Consider the following 21,630-nt stretch of genomic DNA (forward strand, 5'->3'; position numbering starts at 1 on the left):
TGCTGCTGCTGGAAAAGGGTCGAGGCCTGCGGGCCATGGTGTTACCTCACAAATCCGGCACGGGCACCGGCAGAACCGAACCCGCGCGTCGAGACAGGCCCGGAGGCCAGATGGGTGCTGCGCTGGCCCGCCGAGTAGAACTCCATCGGGCCGATATCCTCGTCCGAAGCGGCGACGAAATGCATGAGCGCGATCGCGTCGTCGCCGTGGCGTTTGCCGCTGTCGCCATCGGCCTTGCTGACCTTGCCGCGATCCGGGATCATCGGGATGCCGCGCACGAGCTTGATCATGCGCAGATCGTCCATGACGCCCTCATCCCAGGGGATGAGCAGCATCTGATCCTCGATCGCCGATCGCAGCTTCGGCATGAAGGCGAGATAGGTCTTTTCCGATGTCTGGACGGCCTCGACGCGGTCAAAGCCCCAGCGCTGCTGCATTGCCTCGGCCAGGGCCGACCCGTTGCCGCGCGCGTCCATCTTGCCGCAGGCGAACATCGGCACGCGCGAGATGATCCAGTTGAGGATCAGCTCCTGGTCCTTGAACGGCACATTGCGCATCTCGAGCAGGAACCGCGCGACGCGGCGCATTTTGTCATCGCGCTGGCCGAACACGATCGGGGAGACGTCGCCGTTGCGGGCAAAGTCCTGGCCGAAATAGGTCGGCTTGGTTGGATCGAAGTCGTCCAGGTAGGGCGCTACCTCGGTCTCCAGAAACTCGAGGATCCAGCTGGTTCGGTACTCCTCGCTGTGACGCTCGAACCCATCGGGGCACGCCAGGCGAATGACCGGCAGCTCGTGCGACATGGCTTGCTCGATGGTCGCACGGGCCAGGTAGATACCGGACCCACGCGAGGGAACGACGTCCAGCTCCTGCTCTGCAGCTGCGCCATAGCGCTTGCGGAGCGATGCTTCCCACGCTGCCTCGGCCTCGGGCGACCATTTCTGGCCGGTGCGCAGGCAGATGCGCTGATAGAGGCCCTGGCGCAGCGCGTCTTTCAGCGTCACCCGTTGGACCACGCCTTCGCGCTTGCCGCTGCGGATGTCCTCGATCAACTCGTTATAGGCGTTGTCCGCGCCGTTATGGGTCGAGATGACCACCACCTTGCCGCCCCACATGGTGAGCGCCATGGCCGCGTCGAGCAGATCGTTGAACTGGTCATGAAACGCGGCTTCATCGATCAGCACCTTGCCCTGCATGCCGCGCAGCGATCGCGGCTTGGACGACAGCGCGACGATCTTGTGACCTGACGGCAGATCGATGCGGAAAGCGTTGATGCCCTCATCCGATCCGTCGTTATGCAGGAATTCCTTCGGCTCGGTGGCCAGCTGGTCGAACGCCTGCAGGAAGTCCGCGCAATAGCCGATGAACTCGCGCGTCATGTCCTTGTTATAGGCGATGTAAAAGAAATCCTGCCCGCCCTGGGCTGGCGCAGCGGTCAGCACGGCGTCAGCCCCGAAAGCATAGGTAAGGCCCGTGCGGCGCGACTTTTCGCTGACGAACAGCTGATGCTGGTCGCTGAGCTGGATCGCCTCGATCTGATACGGCATCAGCAGCGACGGGAGATCGTCGATTGGTGCAAGAGAACCGACCTTCGCGCTCATGGCCTGCGGCCCTTCCAGCGCTGGCGCGTGGTGCGCGCGCGGGGCGAGGTCATCGGCTGCACCCAGGCAATCTCGCCCCTTGCAACGGAGGCCAGCCATTCGCGGACATCGGCCTGGCCAGACATGCCGTCGAGCGCGACCAGGTCAAAGTGCAGCGGAATATGCGCGACACGGCGCGGGCGATAATGGTCGGACACCCGGATGATCCAGCAGCGTTCCTGGTTGTCGGCGAGGTGCACGTACTTGGTGCGAGAGCCCTTCGATGCGGCTGCTGCCCTGGTCGCGCGCGAGCATTTGATCGCCAGCACCCGGAAGCCGAACGGCTTGGCATCCTGCGCGATCGCGAACGCCAGCGACGCAATGTCACCGGGGCCGTTCGCGCTCAGGCCAGCAACGATGCGGCGCGGCTCGGTCATCCCAGCCCCAGCGCAGCCTTGTAGGTATCCAGGATCGCGGCCATTTCCTGCCGATCGTGCGGCTCCATCCTGCGGAGCTGCACGATCTGCCGCATGATCTTGGCGTCATAGCCCTGGGATTTGGCCTCGTTGTAGGTGTCGCGGATATCGTCGGCGACGCCCTTGCGCTCTTCCTCGAGCCGTTCGATGCGTTCGATGAACAGGCGGAGCTGGTCGTCGGCTCTGATGGCTTCACTCACGGTCTTTCTCCCTTCAGGCTTTGAGGCCGAGCAGCTTGGTTTTCACGGCCAGGATGGTTTCTTCGGTCGCGCCACGGCTGCGCAGCTCGCCTTCGGCCTCCTTGGCCGCGCGCTGGTTCTGCTCGAGGCGGATGGCGCGCTCGCGCTCGGCGTCGATTTTGTCGGCGACGACCAGGTCCTTCAGCGCCTTGATGAGGCCCATGGCATCGCCCAGCTCGAGCTTCTCCTGGCCACCCATGCGTGCAGCGATGATGGAGAGATTGTTGCGCGCCAGGTGCAGCAGCATCCGGTTGCGCTTCTCGTTCTCGTCACCAAACTGGCCGTCGACGGCCTCGGCCATGCCGCGCACGGCCTTCTCGCGCTCCACCACGCGGTGCCAGTCGCGGCGGCGCTTGGCCCAGCGGCCCATGGACGATCGCGCGATTGTATGGCCGTGGCTCGCTGCCAGCTCGACCAGGGCATCGGTGGTGAACTTGCGCTTCACGGCCTCGTCCAGTTCGTCCTGGACGTCTGCCGGCAGTTCCTCGACGGAAGACCAGCGCGCCATGTCAGCGGCCTGTTCTGTGGCGGTAGATGCCGTCGACGATCAGGCGGCTGGCAGCGACATCCTCGCCATCGGGCTGGATCTCTGCGAGCAGGTACGGCGGAACGTCCTCGATCCGCACGAAGCCTTCATTCGCCAGCCAGCGCAGCTCCTCGGCAACGTCCCGGCGTGCGACGCGGTGCCCGACCTCGGCCAGCAGGGTCGCGAGGTGATGATCGTTATGTTCGCCGCCGATTTCGGCGAGGAGGTCGATGATCGCGCGGCGGACCAGCGGGCGGATGGCCGGGGCGATCATGACTTGCCAAGCCCTTGCTGGACCAGCGTATGCAGATAGTCATTTTGCGTCTCGAGCTGGTGCTGCATCGCCCTGACGGATGATTCCACCGAGCCGAGGCGGTCGCGAACGTCAGATATCGAATTCGCCAGGCCAGCGCGCGTCGGTTCCCGCTCAAGATCCCGCATCACGTTATCGATGCGGTTTTCATTAGTCGTGATCCGAGTGACCAGCCCTGACACTTGCTCGGTCAGCGCTCGCAGCTCGGTTTCATGTTCCTTCAGATCGGCGCGAGACGGGAATTTGGTCTGGAGCCAGGCAAAGCCGCCGAGCAGGATCAGCGGGGTCATCGTGGCCGCGATCGGCCACAGTGTCTGGATGATCTGCCACCAGCTCACAGCAGAACGCTCCAGCATTCGGATCTGGAGCTGGTCGGGATGGCGGAATGCATTGGGTGGGCCTCATCGAAAAGCGATGAAGCATTGCTAAGCGGGATAGCTCGCGTGGATCAGGGTGAGCGAGCTTACCGGGACGTTCCGTCCCAGGGTTCGAACATCTCGATCTGGCGTGGGTCGCGCAAGGAAGGTCGGCGCAACGGTTCGGCGTCTGCTGCTTCCTTGCTCCGGTTCACGAGCTGGGAAACATAGGTCCTGGCGGTGCCGAGGATCCGCGCCGCTTCGGCGACTGTCATATCGCCATTTCGCACGGATGCAATGATGGGCGCTCGGCGCGCCTCGGTGAGCGCCGCCCTGGCGACAGGCACATCGATCTCCTGACGACCATAGACATGGCTCATGATCCGCGTCAGCCGGGCGTTCAGAACCTCGCGCAGGCAGTTGCGCTCAGGGTCGACTGCGACATAGATTTTCTGGCCCCCGAAGCGCTCGACCACCCGCAGAGCATCATAAGCTCCGATATGATCGGCCATTTCCACCAGCTGGTCGGGCCAGCGCCGGGTGACCGCAACATCGTGCGGGATCGGCAGGTCCTCCAGCTTCATTCCAGGGAAATAGGCGACCGACACGGGATCAGCCCTCCGCCTGCGGCGTCTGGGCGGCGCGCGCCTTTTTGGCGCGCCAGCGCTGGCCGAGGAATCGGATCGCCTCGTCCATCTCCCGCTCCGACCAATGGTGCATATTGGCATGCGAACCGATCTCGCGCCGGGCCAGCTCGATCGGGAACACCATCACCCTGTCGGCGCAGAGCCGGTCGAGGCATTTCAACACCGCAACCCTGTCCGCATGGGCATGGGTGAAGCCCGGTATGGAGGCTTCCAGCGACCGGACATCGGCATCGTGCGGCCAGACCACCCCGGCGCGCGTTGCAATGGCCTTGAGCGCCTCGATCACCGATGATGCATAACGGAAATCGACAAAGCGCAACGCCGACAGGCCCGTCTGGCGCTTGACGAAGGCATTGAGGGCCGGATCGCCTGGTTCGTCGATCTCCCCCAACCAGTAAAGGCTCCACCACAGCGCCTTGATCTTGCCCAGATGCGGGCGATCGGCGCGGCCCGGCTTCCAGCCACCGTTGAGTCCATCGAGCAGCTTACCCAGCTGGCCATCGGTCAGCCTGGAGAGCGAGCGCTGGCCGCTCACCTGCTCGATGCGATCGCGGCGCGCATCTTCGTCCAGGCCGAGCCGGTTGCATGCCGCCATGATCGCGCGGATCTTGCGGGTCCGCGGATCATTGCCGGCTGTGCGGCGCGAAGGCTGAGCCTGACGGGTCATCGGCTATTGTCCGGCAGGACGATGCCACAGACCTCGCCACGCCGTTGCATCTCGGCTTTCAGGGCCTCGGTCGAGCAGCCGCGCAGATCGACCTGATCGACATGATCGATCGGCACATAGCGGCCATGGTGGTCATCGAGCTTGCGCAGATAGCCGTCGCGAACGAGGGCTGACAATCGACTGTAGATGCCGCCCGTGGATTTGAGGCCCTCGATCCGCATCAGCTCGCGGATGGTCGGCCCACGGCGATAGGTGGCAATAAACGCCCTGATATTATCGAGCGTGCGGAGTTGGTTCTCTGTCATTGACGGATATCCATCTTTCGAGATTGCGGTGCCAGCACGCCCGCGCCGCGCAGCTCGAGGTTGTCCTGGTGCAGAATCTGGTTCGTTGTGCGGCTGGCCTGAAAGCTGCGGATCAGTGCCCGAATGATTTCGGCTGAGCGTTTGTCGCCACCACGGTCCAGACGGGCGGCAAGAGCCTGCGCTTCGCGAAGGCTCGCGCTGTGGCGTGGCATCAGTTCACGCTCCCCGTCGCGGGAGTGAGCGCGGCATTCTGCCAGCGCACCGCCTCAGCCAGCATGTCGCAGAACTGGTCCAGGCCGTCGGGATCCAGCGCCATCGTGGTCTGGCGACCGTCTTCGACAAGCGACAGGATGATCAAAGGGGTGCCGTTGATGAACTTTGTCGCAATGCCGGCAGCGCCGCGAACAACGTTGCCTTCGGCGTCGTGGATAGGCTGGGCCGGGCCGGAACAGACAGAAGCGGCCATGAAATGGATGGCAACGCTTACCGGAACAGGCTTGGGAGGTGTGCTGGTCATGCTGCGCCTCCCGCACCATCATTGGCCGGAGCCGAGCTGACCAATGCCAGACCGACTGGTGCGACCGGATCATCTATGGCCTGCTGCAGCAGGGCCATCAGTTGACGGGCATGGAAGACCTCCAGGCAGATTTCTGCCTGCTTCTTGAAATCGACCGCGACCAGATAGATCAGGCGCTGTCCCTGCACCAAGCCAGCACCCACAGCGATCGATTCCTCAATCCCGGTGCCATCCTCCAGGTCCTGAAAGCCGGGTTCGGTGATGTTCACCCGTGCCTCAACCCACGTGACCTCAATCGTGGGGCCGGTCATGCTGCGCCTCCCTCGACATCGACCAGCTCGGGATCCGCCTCGCGCTTTCCGGCGCGATCGATGAAGAACTGGTCGGCCTGGGAAACGGCAGCGCCCAGCGTGGCCAGGCGCTCGGCCATCGGATCATCCTCGCCCTTGCGCAGCGTCTTGATGATCGCCTGTTTGTCGAGCTCGAGCTTAGTGCGGATGTAGGGATTCGCGTTCTCTTCGAGCGCGGCACGGATCTTCTCGATGAAGTCCTCCTGGTTCACGCCCTTGGGGAGCTTGAGCGAAGGCGTATTGGTCCGCTCGCCGATGATGGCACCCGCCAGCTCGATCGACTTGCGCTTGCCTTCGGTCAGCTGATCCTTGGCGACGGCCCACCAGGCGCGCAGCTGTTTGAACAGTTCCTTCTGCGCCTGCTCAAGCGGGGCGACCATCGCATCGCGCGCGCCTTCGATCTGCTGGATCGAGGCATCGGCATCTGCCTTCAGCTGGTCGACGGTGGCCTGCATCGCCATGTATTTGTCGATCGTCGCGGTCGCCTCCTGGATGGTCTGGGGCGCAATCTGTGTGGGGGCCTTGCGGCGGGCAGCAGCCATGGTCAGTTCCTTTCGGCTTCGGGATCGGTGGGGGTCGGGATGTCGGGCGAAACGAGCGGGATCGCGGTGCCGCACAGGGCGCATTCGGCCATGACGCGACCGACCTCCCACTGGCGACCGCCGCATCCGGGGCAGACGTTGTCGCCGGTGCTGCGGTAGAGCACGAGATAGCCGCGCTCGCCCTGGACGGCGCGATAGTCGGTGCAGACTGTCATGACCGTGCACCCGCTGCGCGTAGCAGCTTTCGACCAGCGGCCTTGATCTTGATCCCGAAATACGGCTGCTGCTTCCAACCGGCAGGCGGAGCCTTGGCTCGGACGATACGAGCGAGGCCTGCTCGCTCCAGCTCCCGCCCGGCATTGGCCTGAGAGAAGCAGTAGATGTCAAAACCCGTGGTCTCGCTCAGAGCGGAGAGCAGCTCGTGCGCAACGGGTGAAAGTGCAATCTGGTGGTCCATGTTCATGCTCCTGGTGAGGCGGTTGCAACAATGAGGGCGGTGCCCAGGACGATCGCGGCAGCGGTGGGCAGCACCACGGTCAGCACGAAGCTGAGTGGGGTGAAGCCCTGCTGGCCGATCTTGGCGATCAGGCGGCGCATGGCGCGGTCTCTTCGGCCTGATCCAACGCGGTGTCGGTGTTGTTCGGGCAGGCCGGGCAGGCCTGGTAGTAAAGGTTCTCCACCGCATTGCGCGGGAAGCCCTTCTTGCGTCGCAGGTTCATGCAGGAAGCCAGCGGAATCGTGTCATTCCACACAGGGCAGAGAACGTCCTCATTGCCCCAGGCCGCGCGGACCAGGCGTTCGATCTCGGGATAGCTGCCCGCATAGTTGCGATTGAGGACCCGCGAGATCACCCCCGCGTTGCGATTGATTTTCTCTCCGGCCTTGCGCTGATTGGTTGCATCGGCAGCGCTCGCCAGAAGGCGGACCCATGCCGGCATATCCGCGCCCCAAGCTGCGGTGGCGCGCTGGATATTGGTGACGGTAACCTTACCAGACATGGTTAATCCTTCCGGTCAAAAAAAGGGGAGGCAGAGGCGCAGGCAGCAGGGCGGGTGCCGCCCGGCGGGCGACCGCGAGGGCCAAGGGCAAGGTGCAGCTGCGCGCTGTTGTTGTGGTCGATAATGCGGGTGTAGGGCCTGCCGTCGATCACCACCCGGCTCACCGATGGATGGTGAGGGCCGGTGTCGAGAACGATCCGGTATTTGCGGTGTGGCGCGCCCGGCGGATCGATCCGTTCCAGATAGCCTGCCCGAACCAGCTCACCTAGATATTTGAGTGCGCTGTAGGTGTTGGTCTCTGCGGCGAGGACCAGCATGGGCAGCTCGAACACCTTGAGCACCCGCACGGCCGTCCAGATGCGCTGGCGCATGTTGGCGGGGGTGAACCGCTGGCCCAGCGGCTTGATGGGCACATCCTCAGGCGCGATTTCATAGCGCCGGGCGAAGCCGTTCATGCTGATTTCGCACTGGCGGCCAACATGGACCAGTAGGCCAGACGACCGCCATTTGCGCAGCCAGCGCGTCACGACGACAGGATCAAAGCCGGAGCGGCGCACGATATCGCCAATGCTCATGGGATCGGCAGCGACGCGCAGCAGCGACCAGAGCACATCGCGCGCGGTGTGTTCGCACGTGCTGTCCAGGGGCTGGACAGGCGCAGGCAGAATGGTGGCGGGGAAGTTCATGCGCGGCCTCCCTGGATGCGGCGGATCTGCAGATCGCCGGTCATGATCGGACGGTTGCCCCACCAGGCGCGGTCGGGATTGGCCTGGCGCTCATCACGAGCGATTGTGTCAGCCTCGATCAGGTTGGTGACGATGCGCCGGGTGCAGCCCCGACAGGCCTGTTTGAACAGCAGCGCCAGATCGTCGGCGATTTTGGCCCTGAGGCAGTAATGATCGCGCAGGGCCAGCGTATCTTCGTCGCTGGCGGGCTGGGCGGCGGTGGCCACGCGGATGCGGTTGTCGAACCGCTCCCATTCCTTCAGCTTGGCAGGAAGATCCTCTTCGCCGATCATCATGATGGCGATCGATGTTGCGTCGTGGATGTCGCGGATGATCTCGACCGCCTGGCGCTTTACCAGGAAGTCCATCTCATCAATCACCAGCGGGCGGGGAAAGATGGTCAGCTGCTCGATGATCTGTTCGAGGATCTTCGGTGCGGTGCGCGCCAGCTTGTTGATGCCGAGCGACGTTGCGATGGCTTCGAGCAGGGTGCGCTGGGTCCAGACCGATTTGGCGCAGACATAGGTGGCGTTGGTGCGCGCCGCGGCAAAGGCCGCGCCGACGGACTTGCCATAGCCCGAATAGCCGTAGAGCATGCCAAGGCGCGGCGAGTCACGGCCCACGGCCATGCAGTCCATCAACGTGCGCAGCGCAAGCTGCATGTTGGTCAGTGGTGCCTGGCGACCCTCGATCGGCTCACTGCCTCCGGGCAAGATCAGGCCGCCCCCCGCTTCCAGTAAACTTTGCCCGTTGTGGTTCATGGTGTTGCTCCTGCTTGAGGGTCAGCCAGCCTTGCCGGACATCTGCCCGGCGGCGGTGTTGGTGAAATCGGTGGGCGCAGGCTGGACAGACCGGGGCGCGAAATGCGCGATCATGATCTTCTCAGCCTGGTAACTGGTGCTCTCGGTGAAGCTTCTGGCCCATGCCACTTCCTCAGCATCGACAGCCTCACCACGGGCATGCGCGGCCAGCAGGGCATCGACATGCGCGACCCGCTGGCTGATGTTCATTTCTGCCCAGCTGGTTGCTGCGGCATCTGCCTGGCCTTTGGTGCTGGCCTTGCGGGTGCGCTTTGGTTCGGCAGGCACCGCCCTGGCCTGGTCGGCGACCGCAGCATCGTTCCGGGCGTTGCGCGCGACCGGTAGCGTGCTGAGCTTGCCGGCAGCCTTGGCATCGGCCATCAGCACGTTGAGCGCCGCCTGTTCCGGCTTGAACCGACGTTGCTTGGCGAGCAGCTCGGCCCGCTGAACCTTCAGCAGCTGCGCCTGGTCAGCCCGTGCCTGGCGTGCGAACTCCTGTTCGCTGAGGCCCGAGCGCTGGACGTTGACAGCCGTGCCGATGAACGTCCTGTCCTCTGCATCGAAGATGAACAGCGCGCCCAGATCTTCCTCGTCGCGGCGAACGACGACGGACCTGCCGATATAGGCCGCGCATTCCGCAGACCAGTAGCGGCCGCCGTTCCAGGCAATGCCGCGCTTGCCGACAATGCGCGGACCGACCAGGGCAGACAGGGCCTTAGTGAGGGTCTGTTCGTCCGGTGCCCTAGCGGCCAGGCGGCGGGAGCTTTGCTCCTTCGCCATGGGCGACATTTTCAAGGTGCTGTGATTGCGTTGGTAATATGGGCCGGATGCCCAGTTATCGAGTGCCTCTTGCAGCTGGTCCGCCGACATTTGCGCGACGATGACGGGCTTGCCAGTTGCCTTGCGCGCGCGGGCGCGCAGCACCTGCGCCTCGGCAACATTATGGCCGATATAGCCCGGCATGATTTCTGCGCGCTGACGGGTGAACGTGCCAAAGACACGTTCAACGAACGGCTTGAGGTCCGGACGGGCTGGAGGCAGATCGTGAAGATCGATCCCCAAGATCTCCAGCGCACTCTTTATCGACTTGTTGATGAAGCCGCTGCCCTGATCGGTGAAGATGATCGTGGGCATGACGCCCCAGGCGCGGATGGTGTCGATGAGGAAACGGCGGACGCTCTGCGCGCTTTCAGACTTGCAGACCATGAATCTGGCGCGACGCGAATATCGATCGACAATGCCCAAAACAGCCTTGCGCCCTTCGGTCGTCATCACATCGGCGGGAGTCGTATCGATCTCCCACATATGATGCGCATAGAGCGCAGAGCCAGACATCGTGCCTACCGATGCCCTGAACTTGTTCTTGAACGCATCGGGATCGCGCAGCGACGCGAGCAGCGGCTTGTTGGCCTTCTCATAGGCTGCGATGAATCGGCGCAGCGACCGCGCCGATGGCAGCTCCACGAACTCGGTGGCCAGCATTTCCATGATGACCGAGGCCGACCATTTGTGGACAGCCAGGCACGCCTGCACCGCATCGGCCACTTCCGGATGCGCGGCCCACCAGCTGGGGCGACCCTTGCCATCGTGCGTGTTGCTGGCTGTTGGCCGGGCCTTGCGCTGGCCCGCCCAGCGGGCCTTCAGATCAGCCTGGGCGCTAGCAGGCAGAGACGAGATGGCGAAATGGCGGCCGCCTTGCTGACGTGCTTTCTGCTGATACTCCCACTGATATCTGTCCGCCCATGCCAGCACCCGGCGCGCCGATGTCGGCATGCCTTCGAGCTTCAGGTCAGCGATCTGCTGGGCAGTGAGGTGTGTCTGGCGCTTCATGCGTCGCCCCACATTTCATCGGCGAAGGTCTGCAATGCGGCTGCAAGCGCCCTGCAGGCGCGATCGCCGAGCGACCGACCCTTGCCATCGTGCGTGTTGCTGGCCGATGGCGCGGCCTTGCGCTGGCCCGCCCAGCGGGCCTTCAGATCAGCCTGGGCGCTGGCAGGCAGAGACGAGATGGCGAAATGGCGACCGCCCTGGTTGTCGGGCTTTGCGATAAACTCCCAACCACGATCTTCCGCCCAGCTGCGCACCCGGCGCGCCGATGTCGGCATGCCTTCGAGCTTGAGGTCAGCGATCTGCTGGGCAGTGAGGTGTGTCTGGCGCTTCATCAGTCGCCCCGGACCTCGGCCAAAAAGGCGGCGCGCGCAGCGAGCAGGCCGGCGCGCAAACGCGCGGGCAGCGATGGCCAGGTGGGCGACGGCGCGGCTGGCGACGGCACCGGCAGATATTGCAGCTCCCTGGGCCAGCGGGCGCAGCGACCCGGCCACAGGTGGATGGGGTCAAAGCCCAGAGCAGCAGCATAGGTGAGCGCATCCTGACGATCGAGCACCAGACTCCAGCACAATGCCCCGACGCAACGGCCATCATAGCCCTTGGCCTCAGCCGTGGCGGACAGGCGATCGCGCAGCCAGAGCGGGTCATAGTCCAGAATGTCGTCATCGCTGACGCCCAGGAAATGCGCGAAATCGCGCCAGATCAGCCGCCAGTGGATGTTGCCGGTGCGGTCATCACGATGCCGGGGCAGGATGACAAAGCCGTCATCGGCGGGCGTGCGGCGCGTGCCATCTTGGGATAGAACAAATGTGGTGCGATCGGTGGACGCATTGTGGTAACGGTAAGTCACGCTGCGCCTCCGACATTCTGGAAGCACGCACCACGACGGTAGTTCAGTCTTGGTTGTGGGCGCTTGCGCGAGCCGTCAGCATTGTAACGGGAGGGCCATATGGAGTGAGCAGGGATCTTGAGAAATTCGGAGATAGCCTGCTCCGCACGAGCATCAGGGCGAAACAATGCATGCGCGATCGATTGTGGTTTCAGGCCACTCCGTCGAGCTATCGCAGACAAGTTTGACCCTCTCTTCCGGATCAAAGCCTTTAAGTCTTCCGCGTGCCAATCCAAGATACCATTCCTTATGTGCAATTACACCTTGCATGGTATCTCGTAGGACGTCAAGCCTAATTGGAGATAATTTGTGGTAAATTTGAGCGCCTGGGATGATGCGGCGCGACGACGGCTCGTTGCTCATGCTCGCAAATTCGGTCGTCAGGAGGACCTGGCTGCGGCGGCGGGTTTGCCAAAACCGACCCTGCAAAAGCTGCTTAGCGGAAGTGCCGAGCCTAAGATTTCGACGCTGTTGGCTGTAACTAATGCGCTGGGTATCAGCCTGGATACGATTCTGAACGGGGCTAATGAGCTGACGACCATGCAGGATTACGAGGTGTTCGTTGCAGCTCCCGTTGCTATTCCAATGCATGATGTTGCCTTCTCAGCCGGACCGGGTGCAGAAGCTTTGCTTGCTGGCGACGGAGATGCTTCAGCGGTTTTTCCTGAGGCTTGGCTGCGCGAGCAGTTCGGGAAGGTTGATGACTTGCGGCTTGTCAGGGCCTCCGGCGACTCTATGGAGCCGACGATTACAGACGGTCAGTGGGTCATGATAGACGTGGCACGGAAGACTGGGGACGGGATTTACGCCGTTCGTGTTGCCAACGACCTGTTCATCAAGCGCCTGCAATTCCAGACCACCCGCGTCTTTGCGATCAGCGACAATCCGGCATATGAGCTGTTCATCATCAATTTGGAGGACAAGGCGGATCGCGACGCATTCCAGGTAATCGGTCGTGTGGTTTGGACAGGAAAGATGTTGTGACCGATGGCGAAGCGGACATGGGTTCGGGATCGCCAGAAGAGGCCAGTTTCGCCCAACGGAACAGGCTGGTCCTTCTGACGGGTCTCGCGCTCGCCCTGGCCCTATGGTTGCTTTACGAGGCCGGAGAGAAAGGGCTGCTGGGCGAGCCTACCGCCGAAAGGTCATCTGTCGAGCGGATCGCATGGCAGTTGCTGCCTGACGGAAGCCAGTTCGCCATCTCGGCGTCGCCGGTCGTTTCGTCCAGCTCAAGCATGACGGAACACAGGAGCGCCATGCGCTGTTGGCCGCAAGACAATCAGTTTTCGTGTGTTTCGATCACCAAATCGTCTGGTGCTCTCAGTGCGTTGAATGTGTCGAGCTATTCAACAGACGATCTGCCAGGCTATCTGCTGCCGATCTTTGATCAGGACGGCTACACCTGCAGCACCGTGCTCGGTTCCCCGCAGGAGAGCATCGGGAACGGCAGCGCGACTCTCACCTCGAACCAGCTGCGCAGCCTGGATGATCGCTGGTCGCGCAAGTTCGTGACCCGGTTCATGGCTGAGAATAGGGTCAAGGGGCAGTGGTTCGATTGCCTGACGGTGTTGCGCGAGGTATCATCGGGCAGCCTGGAAACGCTTGGCACGACGCTGATCACCAAGAGCGTGCTGCCATGACGGCAATTGCCACCATTTCCAAAAAGCCGCTATAAGCCCCGTAGAGCGCCTTTCCCGCCCCAACCCAGGCAAGGGTAGCCGAGACCTCGTCACCATAGCTGTACAGAATGCACAGCGCACTCTGGGCGCATCGCAGAGTGCTAGTGGCGTTTCGTTTTGCGAGCTCGGCGTGTCTCGAACCAGAAAAATGCCACAATCGGCACTAGGCCGGCGATTACCATTGCGGCAATAACCAGTTCTGGTCGCAGCTCTGCCCGCGCAATCGCGATAAGGCAGATCTGGCAAATGGGCACCAGCTGAATCGCTATGCGATCTGCCCTTGAAAGTCGCCGATGTGCAGGCGGCGGCTTTTCCAGAATTCGTGCGGTAGCTCGAATTAGATCGGGTTCAGCCCCCTTGCGCCCAGCTTCTTCCGACAACGGTCATCCCTCCGCGAGCTGTGCATCAAAGCAACGAAACCTCGGCTCGGCGATGGCATAGCCCTTGCCATCAGTGAGGACATATTCCCACAGTCCGACTTTCAGGCGTGTGCCCACAGGGGCGTTAATCACTCCATCGTAGGCCATCGCGGCGAAGTCTGCTGCGTGTGCCTCAAGCCTGACAGCAATATCGGCGCCACGGCATCGAAGCTTCATGAACCAGGGCTTGTGCATTTCGGGTGGCTTTCCGATCCGGCTCCATCAGGATCGCGAAGGCTTTCACCTCAGAGCACAACACTTCCCCGCCGGTGGTTTCGGTCTGTGCTGCGGCCTCCGGGATTCGCGTCATGGCAAGCACCTCGCATCAAGCAGTAGACGGGTCGCCCCGATTGCGTAGCCCAGGGCGCCAATGGCAAGGCCGGCAAATGACAGCTGGATTGCGAGCATTCTGAGTTTGCGTGCTTGGCTGCGCCGGATCCTGCCCACTAGCTCAGTCATCGATGCAGCCCTATGCTCGATCTCGTCATTTGAAAGGCTGCTGGTTTCAATGAGTGCGAGCATGCGTGTGCGCAATCGGACGCCCTCCTCATAGCTGGCCTGAATCAAGTCCATCAGGTCCTGCTTTGCGGCTGAACTTGGATCGCCAGCCGCTCCGGCCTCCTTGCCGGCGTTACGATGGTCGTCCATCGCTCAGCCTTCCACAGCCAGCATGCCAGCGGTCGCGAGGAATGCGCAGAAGCTCGCACCGCTCTGCATCTTCAGCACTTCGACATTGTCCCTGGTGAAGGCGTCGAACTCCAACGCGAACTTGCCGGTGGCGCTGAGTTCGTTGATGGTCAGGGTGTAGCTGCCGCCCTTCTTTGCTTTGGTCGCAATGAACTGGCCCTGTATATCGAGGGCCAGGGCGATCTTGCCAGCATCGTTGTCGCGGCCAAGCTGCACCGCCATGGGGTGGCGATCGCGGTGCATTGCAAGCTTGGTGGCGAGGCCAGCGCCGATCTTGATGGTGATGTAGCGAGCGATCTTGCCGCCCCTGGTGCCAAGCTTGCGCGCCTGGACCAAGACACCATCGTTTGGCAGGGTGACCGTCGACTTGGCGGGGCCGACATAAGCTATCGTGTCAAAAGCCATTTTCGTCTCCTGTGGAAGTCCGACCAGGAGAGATGGCCCCATGCATCGCGCTTGCCTTTTCGCCTGATCCGGGCCAGACGATAGCTGCCTGCTCATTCTGGAGCCGGGTAAGCCAGCTTACCCCGATGGCCGCTGCAGACCCGGCCTAAGCCATGGTCCATGGATCAGGCAATTTCCTTCAGCAGCGGCGCGGGCACTATCCGCATCTTCAAGCCGGGCAGCTTCACGTCGGTCGACGGGAGCCGCCACAGCTTTTCGCGTGACGACCTGGTGCAGGCCGCTGCCGCCTATGACGCGGAAGGCGACCCCGCACCGCTGGTCATCGGCCACCCCAAAACCGATCATCCCGCCTATGGCTGGGCAACCGGCCTGCGCCTCGAAGGCGATCAGCTGATCGCAGAGGTCGACAAGGTCGCGCCCGAATTTGCAGAGGCCGTCAATGCAGGTCGGTACCGCAAGGTCAGCGCCTCATTTTACCCGCCCACGCACCACGGCAATCCCAAGCCCGGCAAGTGGTACCTGAAGCATATCGGCTTCCTCGGTGCCGCCGCGCCCGCCCTGAAGGGCCTCGGCACCGTCTCGCTCGCCGAGGGCGGCGCTGACGGCCTGGTCAGCTTTGCCCTGCACGAAACCCCCGAACCCGAACACAGCCAGGAGAAGTCCACCGTGACGACCAAAACCGACGACCAGACCGCCGATTTCGCCGAGCGCCAGCGCGCGCTGGACGAACGCGAGGCCGCCATCAAGGCGCGCGAAGAAGCTGCCGCCAAGGCCGCTGCAGATGCCCGTCATGCCGACCATGTCAGCTTTGCCGAAGACATGGTGTCCAAGGGCACGCTGGCCCCGGCAGGCAAGAGCCTGCTCGTCGGCGTGCTCGACCAGCTGGGCGAGAAGGTCGAGCCGGTGAGTTTCGGCGAGGCCGATGCGGACAAGATGCCGCCCGCCGCCGCGCTCAAGAAGCTGTTGGGCGGCGCAAAGCCGCTGGTCAGCTTTGCCGAGCTGGCCCCGAAGGGCGGTGACCCCAAGGCCAAGGTCGCCAGTTTCGCTGCGCCTCCGGGTTATTCGGTCGATCCTGGCCAGGCCGAGCTCTTCGCCCGCGCCAAGGCCATCCAGGCCGATAAGCCCGACATGGCCTGGATGGACGCTGTTCGCCAGGCCCAGGTCTGACCTTCGCGCGCTGATGCCGCCGCAGGGCTGCGCTGCCTGATCGGCGCGCAGCCCGCTTTCAACCCCATTTCAACCTGAAGGAAACCCCGATGCAGAGTACCCCGATCTTCTCCCCGACGGTCATCGCTGCCGCCGCGCTGGCCGCCAATCGCTTCGTCACCTTTGCCGGGGCCGTGTGCGGCGCAGGCGCAAAGGCGTTCGGCGTCGCGCAATATGCCGTCGCAGCTGGCGATGCGGTTGCCGTCAACGCGCTGGGCACCACCAAGGTGGAGGCCGGTGGCGCGATCGCAGTCGGTGGTCCGATCAAGTCCGATGCCAACGGCAAGGCCATCGCCCAGGGCGGCAGTGGCGAGATCCTGGGCTACGCGCTCGAGGCCGCGTCCGGCGACGGCAAGATCATCGAGATGTTTCTCACCCCGTAATTCGCGAACCCCAGCGGGCGGGCGCGCGCTGCCTGCCCGCTGACCCTTCACCACCGGCGCAAAACCACCATTTCGGAGACCCAGTCCATGCCCATCGGCCAACAGATGAACGCTGCCCAGGCGCGCGTTGTCGATCCCATCCTGACCAATCACGCTCGCGGCTACACCAATGCCGAGATGATCGGTCGCTTCCTTTTTCCCACCGTGACCATGCCGACGCGCGCGGCCAAGCGGATCGAATTCGACCGCTCCAGCTTCCGTCGCCGCCGCACCCGCCGCGCGCCAGGCGCGCCGATTGCTCGGCTCGAATTCGGGTACGAGGGTAAGCCCGTGAACCTTCACCAGGAAGCGCTGGCCAGCGTGATCCCGATCGAGCACCAGGAAGAGGCAAACGAAATTCCCGGCATCAACCTGCAGCAGACGGGCGTGGATACCGTCCTGGCGGTGATTTCGCTGGAGAAGGAAATCCAGCAGGCTCAGGTGGCGCGCAATGCCGCCAGCTATGCCTCGACCAACAAGATCGCGCTCAGCGGAACCAACAAGTGGTCGAGTCCGGACAGTGACCCGAAGACCCAGGTGTTCGACGGCAAGGAAGTGATCCGCAGCCGCATCGGTCGTCGCCCGAACACGCTGGTGTTGGGCGGCAAGGTGACCAGCTCGCTGCAGAAGCATCCCAAGCTGCTCGAGCATTTCAAGCACACCAACAGCTCCGCCATCACGATCCCGATGCTGCAGTCGTATTTTGACATCGAGAATGTCGTGTCTGGCGATGCGATCTACGACACCGACGATACCACCACCGTCGACGTCTGGGGCGGCGACGTCATCATGGCCTATGTCCCGCCCGAAGGCATGCGCGCCATGCCGCTGCCGAGCTACGGCTATACCTATCAGCTGGCCAATCACCCGCTGGTCGAAGCCGTCGAATGGGACAGCGATATCCGCAGCTGGAAGAACGCCGTGCTCGACGAGTTCTCGGCCGAGCTGGTCGGCGCCGATGCCGGCTACCTGTTCCAGGCCGCATTCTGATCCCGTTGTGCAGCCTGGCGTGAGGGGCGGGCTTCCCTGTTCACCCGCCCCTTACGTTTTCTCCCTTCCGATTTTCTGGAGAAAGTCATGCCCCTCTACACCGTTCTTACCCGCCTGCTCGGCCGCGAACCCAAGGGCGAAGATCTGCCTGGTTCTGTCATCGAGCTGGACGAAGACGATGCGATCGAGCTGGTCGCGCTCGGCGCGCTCGAGCCTGCGCCGGATGATGCCGTCGCCACCGATGGCTCCGATCCGATCGATGCTGCACTCGCCCAGCTCAGCGTGAAGCAGCTTAAGGCGCTCGCGGTTGCGGCTCAGCTCGATCTGGGCACTGCCACCAAGAAGCCGGACATCCAGCAGCTTCTGGCTAACAGCGTCGATCGCGACGATGCGGACCAGGTTGCCGCATTCATCGTCATGGCCGAAGCCGCGAAGGCCGCGTAATGCAGGAGCTGGCGATCCTGCTCGCAATTTGCGCATCAGTCGTTGCGTTCGCGGCGGCCGTGCCATTCTGTTGGCTCGTCGTGCTGGACAACCTGCAGGCGCAACAAGACACCCGGCGCGAAGAGCGGTTGATCGTCATCTGCGGCGGCGGCTGTTTGCTATCAGTCACCCTGTCCGTTCTGTCGGGCGTGTTTTGGGCGCTCGACATTTGGTGGGCGGCATGAGCGTCATCCGCCGCCTCAAGAGCCCGCAGGAGACGCTGGTCGAGGATCTGGGGCCTGCCCTCAGCGTGATCAGCGTCAACAGCGAAGCGCGCGGGCTGGTCAGCGGATCCGCGCCGCTCGACCTGGACGACGCGGTTACTGCTGGCCGCGCCAGCCTGTCGATCGGTGGTGGCAGCGACGGCGAGCTCTATCTCATCACCGCGCTGCTCGGCACCGTTGGCGGCGATCGCGACACCCAGATCGAGCTGGCCGTGCTGGACGGCAGTTGGACCATGCCGGGCGGCGGCGCGCCGATGCTGTCGATCGAAGCCTTTGTCGATCGGTTCGGACTGGAAGAGATCATCCTGCTCACCGATGCCGGCGACGGGCGCATCGATCGCAAGATGCTGATCGGCGCACTGGCCGATGCCCAAGCGCAGGCCGAGGCGTATCTGGCCGATCGATATACGCTGCCGCTGCCCAGCGTGCCGCAGCTGGTCGAGATGGCGATCGCCGACATTGCGCATGCCCGGCTGTATCGCCGCGAGCTGCCGAAGAATGTCGAGGACGCGCAGAAGATCGCGATGCGCAACCTGGAGGCGATCGGCAACGGCAAGATCAAGCTGGGCATTGCCATGGCCCCGTCGACCAGTTCGGACCCCGTGCTGATCGCGCCGGGTCGCCCTGTCTATCCCGACCGGCTCAAGGGCTATGTGCGATGAGCGGTGTCAGCATCGACCTGTTCGATCAGCTCACGCCGGCGCTGCAGCGGGCGATCGATGCCGTCGGCGACCTGAGTGCGCCGATGAACAAGATCTCGGGGGAATGGTATGTCGCCACGCTGGACAGATTTCGGCAGCAAGTTGATCCGCTAGGCGTGCCTTGGAAGCCGCGCAGCGATGGCACCACCGGTTCACTGTTGTTCAAATCAGGTGACATGGTTGATGCCATACGGCCTGACCATGGCGAGACCTTTGCAGAGGTTGGCGTTGAGGCAACCGGTGGACCAGAAGAATATGCCCGGATCCACAATGAGGGCGGCGTAGTCAGGCCGAAAACGGGCAAGGCGTTGCGGACCCCATTTGGCGCGTTCGCCCAGATCGTGATCCCCAAGCGCCAATTCATCGGTGCATCAGAGAGCGACAAGGCCAATGCGGTCGAGATCCTGACCGATCATCTGAAAGCCGCCTTCAACGGCGATGCAGGGGGTGAGCCATGATCGCGCTGCAGCCCATTGTCGACCAGCTCAAGCCGCTGCGCGTGGCCAAGCACGTCGACGGCGCGATCGAGTTCGCCTCGCTGCGCAGCGCGCCGACGGTGCTGCCCGCCTGGTATGTGATCCCGACCCGCGAAACGGCCAGCCAGAACGAGAGGACCAGCACGATCCACCAGCGGGTCGATGTCCGCTTTCAGGTTGTGGTCGTTCTGTCAGCCCAGGCGCGCAACCAGGACAAGGTCCGCGAAGATCTGAAGGCGCATGCCGATGCAATCACCGGCGCGCTGCTGGGCTGGAAGCATCCCGAGGCCAATGGCGAGTGCCATTATGATGGCGGCGCGCTGCTGCTTTCCGACGGCCAGGTCATCGCCTGGGCTGTCCAGTTTCGAACATCTCGCACCGAAAGGAAGATCTGATGAAAGCCCCTCGAAAGGCTGTTGTCGATGACAGCACCAATGCCGCCGCCGAAAATCCCGCTCCGCAGGAGGCCCCCGCCGCGCAGGGAGGTGAGGAAGCCGAAGGCAATGCCGCGCCTGAGCCAGTGAGCGGGCTCACCCCCACGAGCAACCCGGTTCGCAATGCATATGGCCTGGAACTGGACCGGTTCGGTCTGCCTGTCAACGGTCCGGCGCGTGCAGCGGTTCTGGCGCAGATGCAAGTGCCCGACCCCGCGCTGGAGCCGGGCGAGTGGGATTTTCGCGACGGCGAGCGTGCCGCCGAGGTGATGGAGAAGATTTATGGTTGATGTCCGCCGCGTCGTCGCAGCCAAGCCCGAAGCCGTTTACGGCACCGACATCGTTCCGACCCTGGCCGACGATGCGATCATGACCCGCAACTATTCGATCGTGCCGCTCGAGGTCGACCAGCTGCAGCGCAACCTGGACAACCGGGCCTATGGTGCGACCAAGGGCAAGCCGACGAACAAGCGCATGCGCTCGTCCTATGAGGTCGAGCTGGCAGGCAGCGGCACGGCGGGCACCGCGCCGCCCTGGATGAAGCTGCTCGCGGCGTGCGGCATGGCAGCCCCGGTGCTGGTCGCCACCACGTCTGCCACCCAGAAGTTCGCGGCAGCGGGCGCAGTGCCTGGATCGCTCAGCGAGTATAGCTGGGTCGAGAACCAGCAGCGCAAGATGATCGGCGCACGCGGAACCTATTCACTGGATTTCACGGCAGGCCAGGTTCCCTTTGCGAACCTGCAGTTCACCGGTCTGGTTCCTGCAGCCAGCGCCCGCGTCGTATCCGCTCCGACGGGTGCAGACTTTACCGACTGGCAGGAGCCGCTCGAGGTCAACAACGCCAACACGATCCTGCTGCTGGACGGTTTTGCTGCCGTCACGCGATCGCTCACGATCGATGCCGGCGTCTCGGTGAACCTGCGCAACCTGATCGGTGCGCGCTATGTTCGGCGCGGCAACCACAGTGCCAGTGGCAGGCTGATGATCGAGGCTCCGTCCTCGGCGACCAAGGATTATCTTGCCTCGCTCGATGACGGCGCGCTCATTCCGATCACGCTGACCCATGGGACCGCCGCCGGCAACATCCTCGAGCTCAGCGCTACCAAGGTTCAGGTCACCAACATCACCGAGTCTGCCGAGGACGACATCCTGATGTTCAACATGGATCTGCTGTTCACCACGGACGGCGGAGCCGACGACCTGGTCATCACCGCGAAATAACCCCCGAGCCCAAGGCGACCAGCCTGATCGGGTCGCACGGGGGTGAGTGGCTCGCTGCTCACCCCCAAACCCCACAGCGAAGCAACAGGAGAAACACGATGTTCAAGCTAGTCAAGGAACGCCTGGTCTGGTGGCCGGTGACGGTCGCCATTCCCGCCGATGACGGCGATGTCGAAGAGCAGAGCTTCAGCCTCAAGTTCCGCGTCCGCGACGTCGACGGCAACCGGGAGCTGCTGGCCAGCGCTCCCGCGATGACGGCGAGCGATGCTGGCGAAAAACCGCTGTCGGAAACTTATGCAGAATTCGTCGAGCAGCTCGCCACAGACTGGAAGGATGTCGAGGCCGAGAAAGACGGTGACAAGCTGGCATTCAACCGGAGCAACCTCGTCCAGGTGATGAAAGTGCCCGGCGCATTCATGGCCGTGCTGGAAGCCTATCGCAGCTGCTCGTTGGGCGAAAAGGCGACGCGCGCGGGAAACTGAAGGCGCTGGCGGCGCGCTGGGCGGGCGGTCGCGGTGGCGCTGTG

39 protein-coding genes are annotated in these 21,630 nt (G+C 63.3%); 13 read left to right on the plus strand and 26 right to left on the minus strand.

The genetic code is table 11. From position 1 onward, the window contains the following. Positions 1-41: 41 nt before the first annotated feature. The 23 genes from AX735_RS10925 to AX735_RS26885 all read right to left on the minus strand — a co-directional run bounded on the left by AX735_RS10925 (position 42) and on the right by AX735_RS26885 (position 12,014). Complete coding sequence (locus AX735_RS10925) at positions 42-1,601, minus strand: terminase large subunit domain-containing protein (RefSeq protein ID WP_066279752.1); 1,560 nt, start codon at positions 1,599-1,601, stop codon at positions 42-44. Then, on the minus strand, positions 1,598-2,017 hold the full coding sequence (locus tag AX735_RS10930; protein WP_066279754.1) for a hypothetical protein: 420 nt from the start codon (positions 2,015-2,017) through the stop codon (positions 1,598-1,600). The genes AX735_RS10925 and AX735_RS10930 overlap by 4 nt, the downstream gene beginning before the upstream one ends. Further along, a complete protein-coding gene (locus AX735_RS10935; RefSeq protein ID WP_066213367.1) occupies positions 2,014-2,256 on the minus strand; it encodes a DUF2312 domain-containing protein in 243 nt (80 codons plus the stop codon). The genes AX735_RS10930 and AX735_RS10935 overlap by 4 nt, the downstream gene beginning before the upstream one ends. A gap of 13 nt (positions 2,257-2,269) precedes the next feature. Next, entirely contained in the window at positions 2,270-2,803 is a 534-nt protein-coding gene (locus tag AX735_RS10940; RefSeq protein WP_066279756.1) for a phage protein Gp27 family protein, read from the minus strand. Position 2,804: 1 nt separating this feature from the next. Next, positions 2,805-3,095 (minus strand): hypothetical protein, encoded by a 291-nt coding sequence (locus AX735_RS10945; protein WP_066279758.1) that lies wholly within the window; start codon positions 3,093-3,095, stop codon positions 2,805-2,807. Continuing rightward, positions 3,092-3,490 carry a hypothetical protein gene (locus AX735_RS10950; protein WP_066213359.1) on the minus strand — a complete coding sequence of 133 codons (399 nt, stop codon included), beginning with the start codon at positions 3,488-3,490 and terminating at the stop codon, positions 3,092-3,094. Before AX735_RS10950 ends, AX735_RS10945 begins: the two co-directional genes overlap by 4 nt. A 107-nt stretch (positions 3,491-3,597) precedes the next feature. Beyond that, entirely contained in the window at positions 3,598-4,098 is a 501-nt protein-coding gene (locus AX735_RS10955; protein WP_156447474.1) for a hypothetical protein, read from the minus strand. Positions 4,099-4,102: 4 nt separating this feature from the next. Further along, on the minus strand, positions 4,103-4,804 hold the full coding sequence (locus tag AX735_RS10960) for a regulatory protein GemA (RefSeq protein WP_066279762.1): 702 nt from the start codon (positions 4,802-4,804) through the stop codon (positions 4,103-4,105). Beyond that, on the minus strand, positions 4,801-5,109 hold the full coding sequence (locus tag AX735_RS10965; protein ID WP_066279765.1) for a LexA family protein: 309 nt from the start codon (positions 5,107-5,109) through the stop codon (positions 4,801-4,803). Before AX735_RS10965 ends, AX735_RS10960 begins: the two co-directional genes overlap by 4 nt. Then, entirely contained in the window at positions 5,106-5,321 is a 216-nt protein-coding gene (locus tag AX735_RS10970) for a hypothetical protein (protein ID WP_066279768.1), read from the minus strand. Before AX735_RS10970 ends, AX735_RS10965 begins: the two co-directional genes overlap by 4 nt. Next, complete coding sequence (locus AX735_RS10975; RefSeq protein WP_156447475.1) at positions 5,321-5,626, minus strand: hypothetical protein; 306 nt, start codon at positions 5,624-5,626, stop codon at positions 5,321-5,323. The genes AX735_RS10970 and AX735_RS10975 overlap by 1 nt, the downstream gene beginning before the upstream one ends. Next, a complete protein-coding gene (locus tag AX735_RS10980; RefSeq protein WP_066279779.1) occupies positions 5,623-5,937 on the minus strand; it encodes a hypothetical protein in 315 nt (104 codons plus the stop codon). The genes AX735_RS10975 and AX735_RS10980 overlap by 4 nt, the downstream gene beginning before the upstream one ends. Further along, positions 5,934-6,518 (minus strand): host-nuclease inhibitor Gam family protein, encoded by a 585-nt coding sequence (locus AX735_RS10985; RefSeq protein ID WP_066279782.1) that lies wholly within the window; start codon positions 6,516-6,518, stop codon positions 5,934-5,936. Before AX735_RS10985 ends, AX735_RS10980 begins: the two co-directional genes overlap by 4 nt. A 2-nt stretch (positions 6,519-6,520) precedes the next feature. Continuing rightward, complete coding sequence (locus AX735_RS10990; protein ID WP_066213339.1) at positions 6,521-6,733, minus strand: hypothetical protein; 213 nt, start codon at positions 6,731-6,733, stop codon at positions 6,521-6,523. Next, complete coding sequence (locus AX735_RS10995) at positions 6,730-6,975, minus strand: hypothetical protein (RefSeq protein ID WP_156447476.1); 246 nt, start codon at positions 6,973-6,975, stop codon at positions 6,730-6,732. The genes AX735_RS10990 and AX735_RS10995 overlap by 4 nt, the downstream gene beginning before the upstream one ends. A 2-nt stretch (positions 6,976-6,977) precedes the next feature. After that, a complete protein-coding gene (locus tag AX735_RS25105; RefSeq protein ID WP_156447477.1) occupies positions 6,978-7,115 on the minus strand; it encodes a hypothetical protein in 138 nt (45 codons plus the stop codon). Next, entirely contained in the window at positions 7,103-7,456 is a 354-nt protein-coding gene (locus AX735_RS11000; RefSeq protein ID WP_156447478.1) for a hypothetical protein, read from the minus strand. The genes AX735_RS25105 and AX735_RS11000 overlap by 13 nt, the downstream gene beginning before the upstream one ends. 62 nt (positions 7,457-7,518) lie before the next feature. Continuing rightward, positions 7,519-8,202, minus strand: a complete 684-nt coding sequence (locus AX735_RS11005) for a hypothetical protein (RefSeq protein ID WP_066279793.1) — start codon at positions 8,200-8,202, stop codon at positions 7,519-7,521. Beyond that, on the minus strand, positions 8,199-9,002 hold the full coding sequence (locus tag AX735_RS11010; protein WP_156447479.1) for an ATP-binding protein: 804 nt from the start codon (positions 9,000-9,002) through the stop codon (positions 8,199-8,201). Before AX735_RS11010 ends, AX735_RS11005 begins: the two co-directional genes overlap by 4 nt. A gap of 21 nt (positions 9,003-9,023) precedes the next feature. Next, on the minus strand, positions 9,024-10,871 hold the full coding sequence (locus AX735_RS11015; protein ID WP_066279800.1) for a DDE-type integrase/transposase/recombinase: 1,848 nt from the start codon (positions 10,869-10,871) through the stop codon (positions 9,024-9,026). Next, on the minus strand, positions 10,868-11,203 hold the full coding sequence (locus AX735_RS11020; RefSeq protein WP_066279804.1) for a hypothetical protein: 336 nt from the start codon (positions 11,201-11,203) through the stop codon (positions 10,868-10,870). The genes AX735_RS11015 and AX735_RS11020 overlap by 4 nt, the downstream gene beginning before the upstream one ends. Next, on the minus strand, positions 11,203-11,718 hold the full coding sequence (locus AX735_RS11025) for a hypothetical protein (RefSeq protein WP_066279811.1): 516 nt from the start codon (positions 11,716-11,718) through the stop codon (positions 11,203-11,205). The genes AX735_RS11020 and AX735_RS11025 overlap by 1 nt, the downstream gene beginning before the upstream one ends. Then, positions 11,715-12,014 (minus strand): helix-turn-helix domain-containing protein, encoded by a 300-nt coding sequence (locus tag AX735_RS26885; RefSeq protein WP_082751043.1) that lies wholly within the window; start codon positions 12,012-12,014, stop codon positions 11,715-11,717. Before AX735_RS26885 ends, AX735_RS11025 begins: the two co-directional genes overlap by 4 nt. Before the next feature lie 52 nt (positions 12,015-12,066). On the opposite strand from AX735_RS26885, the gene AX735_RS11030 reads away from it, so the two are divergent. Together AX735_RS11030 and AX735_RS25110 are read left to right on the plus strand one after the other, a co-directional pair. Further along, positions 12,067-12,741, plus strand: a complete 675-nt coding sequence (locus tag AX735_RS11030; protein ID WP_082751044.1) for a S24 family peptidase — start codon at positions 12,067-12,069, stop codon at positions 12,739-12,741. Next, positions 12,738-13,397 (plus strand): hypothetical protein, encoded by a 660-nt coding sequence (locus AX735_RS25110; protein ID WP_156447480.1) that lies wholly within the window; start codon positions 12,738-12,740, stop codon positions 13,395-13,397. Before AX735_RS11030 ends, AX735_RS25110 begins: the two co-directional genes overlap by 4 nt. 422 nt (positions 13,398-13,819) lie before the next feature. Here AX735_RS25110 and AX735_RS11040 read toward each other — a convergent pair whose 3' ends face one another. The 3 genes from AX735_RS11040 to AX735_RS11050 form a co-directional block, all read right to left on the minus strand. After that, positions 13,820-14,050 carry a hypothetical protein gene (locus AX735_RS11040; protein WP_066279819.1) on the minus strand — a complete coding sequence of 77 codons (231 nt, stop codon included), beginning with the start codon at positions 14,048-14,050 and terminating at the stop codon, positions 13,820-13,822. A 111-nt stretch (positions 14,051-14,161) separates the two neighbouring features. Then, positions 14,162-14,503, minus strand: coding sequence for a hypothetical protein (locus AX735_RS11045; RefSeq protein ID WP_066279823.1), 342 nt, complete (start codon positions 14,501-14,503; stop codon positions 14,162-14,164). Positions 14,504-14,506: 3 nt separating this feature from the next. Beyond that, positions 14,507-14,878, minus strand: coding sequence for a hypothetical protein (locus AX735_RS11050; protein ID WP_202189554.1), 372 nt, complete (start codon positions 14,876-14,878; stop codon positions 14,507-14,509). Between the two features lie 228 nt (positions 14,879-15,106). Here AX735_RS11050 and AX735_RS11055 point away from each other — a divergent pair, with 228 nt between their 5' ends. The 11 genes from AX735_RS11055 (at position 15,107) to AX735_RS11105 (ending at position 21,586) form a co-directional block, all read left to right on the plus strand. Continuing rightward, positions 15,107-16,114 (plus strand): hypothetical protein, encoded by a 1,008-nt coding sequence (locus AX735_RS11055; protein WP_066279825.1) that lies wholly within the window; start codon positions 15,107-15,109, stop codon positions 16,112-16,114. Positions 16,115-16,203: 89 nt separating this feature from the next. Then, entirely contained in the window at positions 16,204-16,536 is a 333-nt protein-coding gene (locus AX735_RS11060) for a DUF2190 family protein (protein ID WP_066279828.1), read from the plus strand. An 87-nt stretch (positions 16,537-16,623) separates the two neighbouring features. Further along, on the plus strand, positions 16,624-17,565 hold the full coding sequence (locus AX735_RS11065) for a hypothetical protein (protein ID WP_066279832.1): 942 nt from the start codon (positions 16,624-16,626) through the stop codon (positions 17,563-17,565). An 87-nt stretch (positions 17,566-17,652) separates the two neighbouring features. Continuing rightward, positions 17,653-18,009 (plus strand): hypothetical protein, encoded by a 357-nt coding sequence (locus tag AX735_RS11070; protein WP_066279834.1) that lies wholly within the window; start codon positions 17,653-17,655, stop codon positions 18,007-18,009. After that, positions 18,009-18,233 carry a hypothetical protein gene (locus tag AX735_RS25805; protein WP_066279837.1) on the plus strand — a complete coding sequence of 75 codons (225 nt, stop codon included), beginning with the start codon at positions 18,009-18,011 and terminating at the stop codon, positions 18,231-18,233. Before AX735_RS11070 ends, AX735_RS25805 begins: the two co-directional genes overlap by 1 nt. Beyond that, positions 18,230-18,934 carry a DUF1320 domain-containing protein gene (locus AX735_RS11080; RefSeq protein WP_066279840.1) on the plus strand — a complete coding sequence of 235 codons (705 nt, stop codon included), beginning with the start codon at positions 18,230-18,232 and terminating at the stop codon, positions 18,932-18,934. The genes AX735_RS25805 and AX735_RS11080 overlap by 4 nt, the downstream gene beginning before the upstream one ends. After that, positions 18,931-19,431 carry a phage virion morphogenesis protein gene (locus AX735_RS11085; protein WP_066279843.1) on the plus strand — a complete coding sequence of 167 codons (501 nt, stop codon included), beginning with the start codon at positions 18,931-18,933 and terminating at the stop codon, positions 19,429-19,431. Before AX735_RS11080 ends, AX735_RS11085 begins: the two co-directional genes overlap by 4 nt. After that, on the plus strand, positions 19,428-19,844 hold the full coding sequence (locus AX735_RS11090; protein WP_066279846.1) for a phage tail terminator protein: 417 nt from the start codon (positions 19,428-19,430) through the stop codon (positions 19,842-19,844). The genes AX735_RS11085 and AX735_RS11090 overlap by 4 nt, the downstream gene beginning before the upstream one ends. Then, positions 19,844-20,173, plus strand: a complete 330-nt coding sequence (locus AX735_RS11095; protein ID WP_066279851.1) for a hypothetical protein — start codon at positions 19,844-19,846, stop codon at positions 20,171-20,173. The genes AX735_RS11090 and AX735_RS11095 overlap by 1 nt, the downstream gene beginning before the upstream one ends. Further along, the gene (locus tag AX735_RS11100) at positions 20,166-21,104 is read left to right on the plus strand and encodes a phage tail tube protein (protein ID WP_066279853.1); all 939 of its coding nucleotides are present in this window, start codon (positions 20,166-20,168) and stop codon (positions 21,102-21,104) included. The genes AX735_RS11095 and AX735_RS11100 overlap by 8 nt, the downstream gene beginning before the upstream one ends. A gap of 98 nt (positions 21,105-21,202) precedes the next feature. Next, complete coding sequence (locus AX735_RS11105; protein WP_066279858.1) at positions 21,203-21,586, plus strand: phage tail assembly chaperone; 384 nt, start codon at positions 21,203-21,205, stop codon at positions 21,584-21,586. Positions 21,587-21,630: the final 44 nt, after the last annotated feature.

The sequence above is a fragment of the Blastomonas sp. CCH1-A6 genome (assembly GCF_001556365.1).
In the GTDB taxonomy this organism is placed as follows: Bacteria; Pseudomonadota; Alphaproteobacteria; order Sphingomonadales; family Sphingomonadaceae; genus Blastomonas; species Blastomonas ursincola.

Coding starts and splice junctions, on each gene's coding strand:
- AX735_RS10925 (WP_066279752.1), bottom strand. CDS start 1,601: ATGAGCGCGAAGGTCGGTTCTCTTGCACCAATCGACGATCTCCCGTCG.
- AX735_RS10930 (WP_066279754.1), bottom strand. CDS start 2,017: ATGACCGAGCCGCGCCGCATCGTTGCTGGCCTGAGCGCGAACGGCCCC.
- AX735_RS10940 (WP_066279756.1), bottom strand. CDS start 2,803: ATGGCGCGCTGGTCTTCCGTCGAGGAACTGCCGGCAGACGTCCAGGAC.
- AX735_RS10945 (WP_066279758.1), bottom strand. CDS start 3,095: ATGATCGCCCCGGCCATCCGCCCGCTGGTCCGCCGCGCGATCATCGAC.
- AX735_RS10950 (WP_066213359.1), bottom strand. CDS start 3,490: ATGCTGGAGCGTTCTGCTGTGAGCTGGTGGCAGATCATCCAGACACTG.
- AX735_RS10960 (WP_066279762.1), bottom strand. CDS start 4,804: ATGACCCGTCAGGCTCAGCCTTCGCGCCGCACAGCCGGCAATGATCCG.
- AX735_RS10965 (WP_066279765.1), bottom strand. CDS start 5,109: ATGACAGAGAACCAACTCCGCACGCTCGATAATATCAGGGCGTTTATT.
- AX735_RS10970 (WP_066279768.1), bottom strand. CDS start 5,321: ATGCCACGCCACAGCGCGAGCCTTCGCGAAGCGCAGGCTCTTGCCGCC.
- AX735_RS10975 (WP_156447475.1), bottom strand. CDS start 5,626: ATGACCAGCACACCTCCCAAGCCTGTTCCGGTAAGCGTTGCCATCCAT.
- AX735_RS10980 (WP_066279779.1), bottom strand. CDS start 5,937: ATGACCGGCCCCACGATTGAGGTCACGTGGGTTGAGGCACGGGTGAAC.
- AX735_RS10985 (WP_066279782.1), bottom strand. CDS start 6,518: ATGGCTGCTGCCCGCCGCAAGGCCCCCACACAGATTGCGCCCCAGACC.
- AX735_RS10990 (WP_066213339.1), bottom strand. CDS start 6,733: ATGACAGTCTGCACCGACTATCGCGCCGTCCAGGGCGAGCGCGGCTAT.
- AX735_RS10995 (WP_156447476.1), bottom strand. CDS start 6,975: ATGGACCACCAGATTGCACTTTCACCCGTTGCGCACGAGCTGCTCTCC.
- AX735_RS25105 (WP_156447477.1), bottom strand. CDS start 7,115: ATGCGCCGCCTGATCGCCAAGATCGGCCAGCAGGGCTTCACCCCACTC.
- AX735_RS11000 (WP_156447478.1), bottom strand. CDS start 7,456: ATGCCGGCATGGGTCCGCCTTCTGGCGAGCGCTGCCGATGCAACCAAT.
- AX735_RS11005 (WP_066279793.1), bottom strand. CDS start 8,202: ATGAACTTCCCCGCCACCATTCTGCCTGCGCCTGTCCAGCCCCTGGAC.
- AX735_RS11010 (WP_156447479.1), bottom strand. CDS start 9,002: ATGAACCACAACGGGCAAAGTTTACTGGAAGCGGGGGGCGGCCTGATC.
- AX735_RS11015 (WP_066279800.1), bottom strand. CDS start 10,871: ATGAAGCGCCAGACACACCTCACTGCCCAGCAGATCGCTGACCTGAAG.
- AX735_RS11020 (WP_066279804.1), bottom strand. CDS start 11,203: ATGAAGCGCCAGACACACCTCACTGCCCAGCAGATCGCTGACCTCAAG.
- AX735_RS11040 (WP_066279819.1), bottom strand. CDS start 14,050: ATGCACAAGCCCTGGTTCATGAAGCTTCGATGCCGTGGCGCCGATATT.
- AX735_RS11045 (WP_066279823.1), bottom strand. CDS start 14,503: ATGGACGACCATCGTAACGCCGGCAAGGAGGCCGGAGCGGCTGGCGAT.
- AX735_RS11055 (WP_066279825.1), top strand. CDS start 15,107: ATGGATCAGGCAATTTCCTTCAGCAGCGGCGCGGGCACTATCCGCATC.
- AX735_RS11060 (WP_066279828.1), top strand. CDS start 16,204: ATGCAGAGTACCCCGATCTTCTCCCCGACGGTCATCGCTGCCGCCGCG.
- AX735_RS11065 (WP_066279832.1), top strand. CDS start 16,624: ATGCCCATCGGCCAACAGATGAACGCTGCCCAGGCGCGCGTTGTCGAT.
- AX735_RS11070 (WP_066279834.1), top strand. CDS start 17,653: ATGCCCCTCTACACCGTTCTTACCCGCCTGCTCGGCCGCGAACCCAAG.
- AX735_RS25805 (WP_066279837.1), top strand. CDS start 18,009: ATGCAGGAGCTGGCGATCCTGCTCGCAATTTGCGCATCAGTCGTTGCG.
- AX735_RS11080 (WP_066279840.1), top strand. CDS start 18,230: ATGAGCGTCATCCGCCGCCTCAAGAGCCCGCAGGAGACGCTGGTCGAG.
- AX735_RS11085 (WP_066279843.1), top strand. CDS start 18,931: ATGAGCGGTGTCAGCATCGACCTGTTCGATCAGCTCACGCCGGCGCTG.
- AX735_RS11090 (WP_066279846.1), top strand. CDS start 19,428: ATGATCGCGCTGCAGCCCATTGTCGACCAGCTCAAGCCGCTGCGCGTG.
- AX735_RS11095 (WP_066279851.1), top strand. CDS start 19,844: ATGAAAGCCCCTCGAAAGGCTGTTGTCGATGACAGCACCAATGCCGCC.
- AX735_RS11100 (WP_066279853.1), top strand. CDS start 20,166: ATGGTTGATGTCCGCCGCGTCGTCGCAGCCAAGCCCGAAGCCGTTTAC.
- AX735_RS11105 (WP_066279858.1), top strand. CDS start 21,203: ATGTTCAAGCTAGTCAAGGAACGCCTGGTCTGGTGGCCGGTGACGGTC.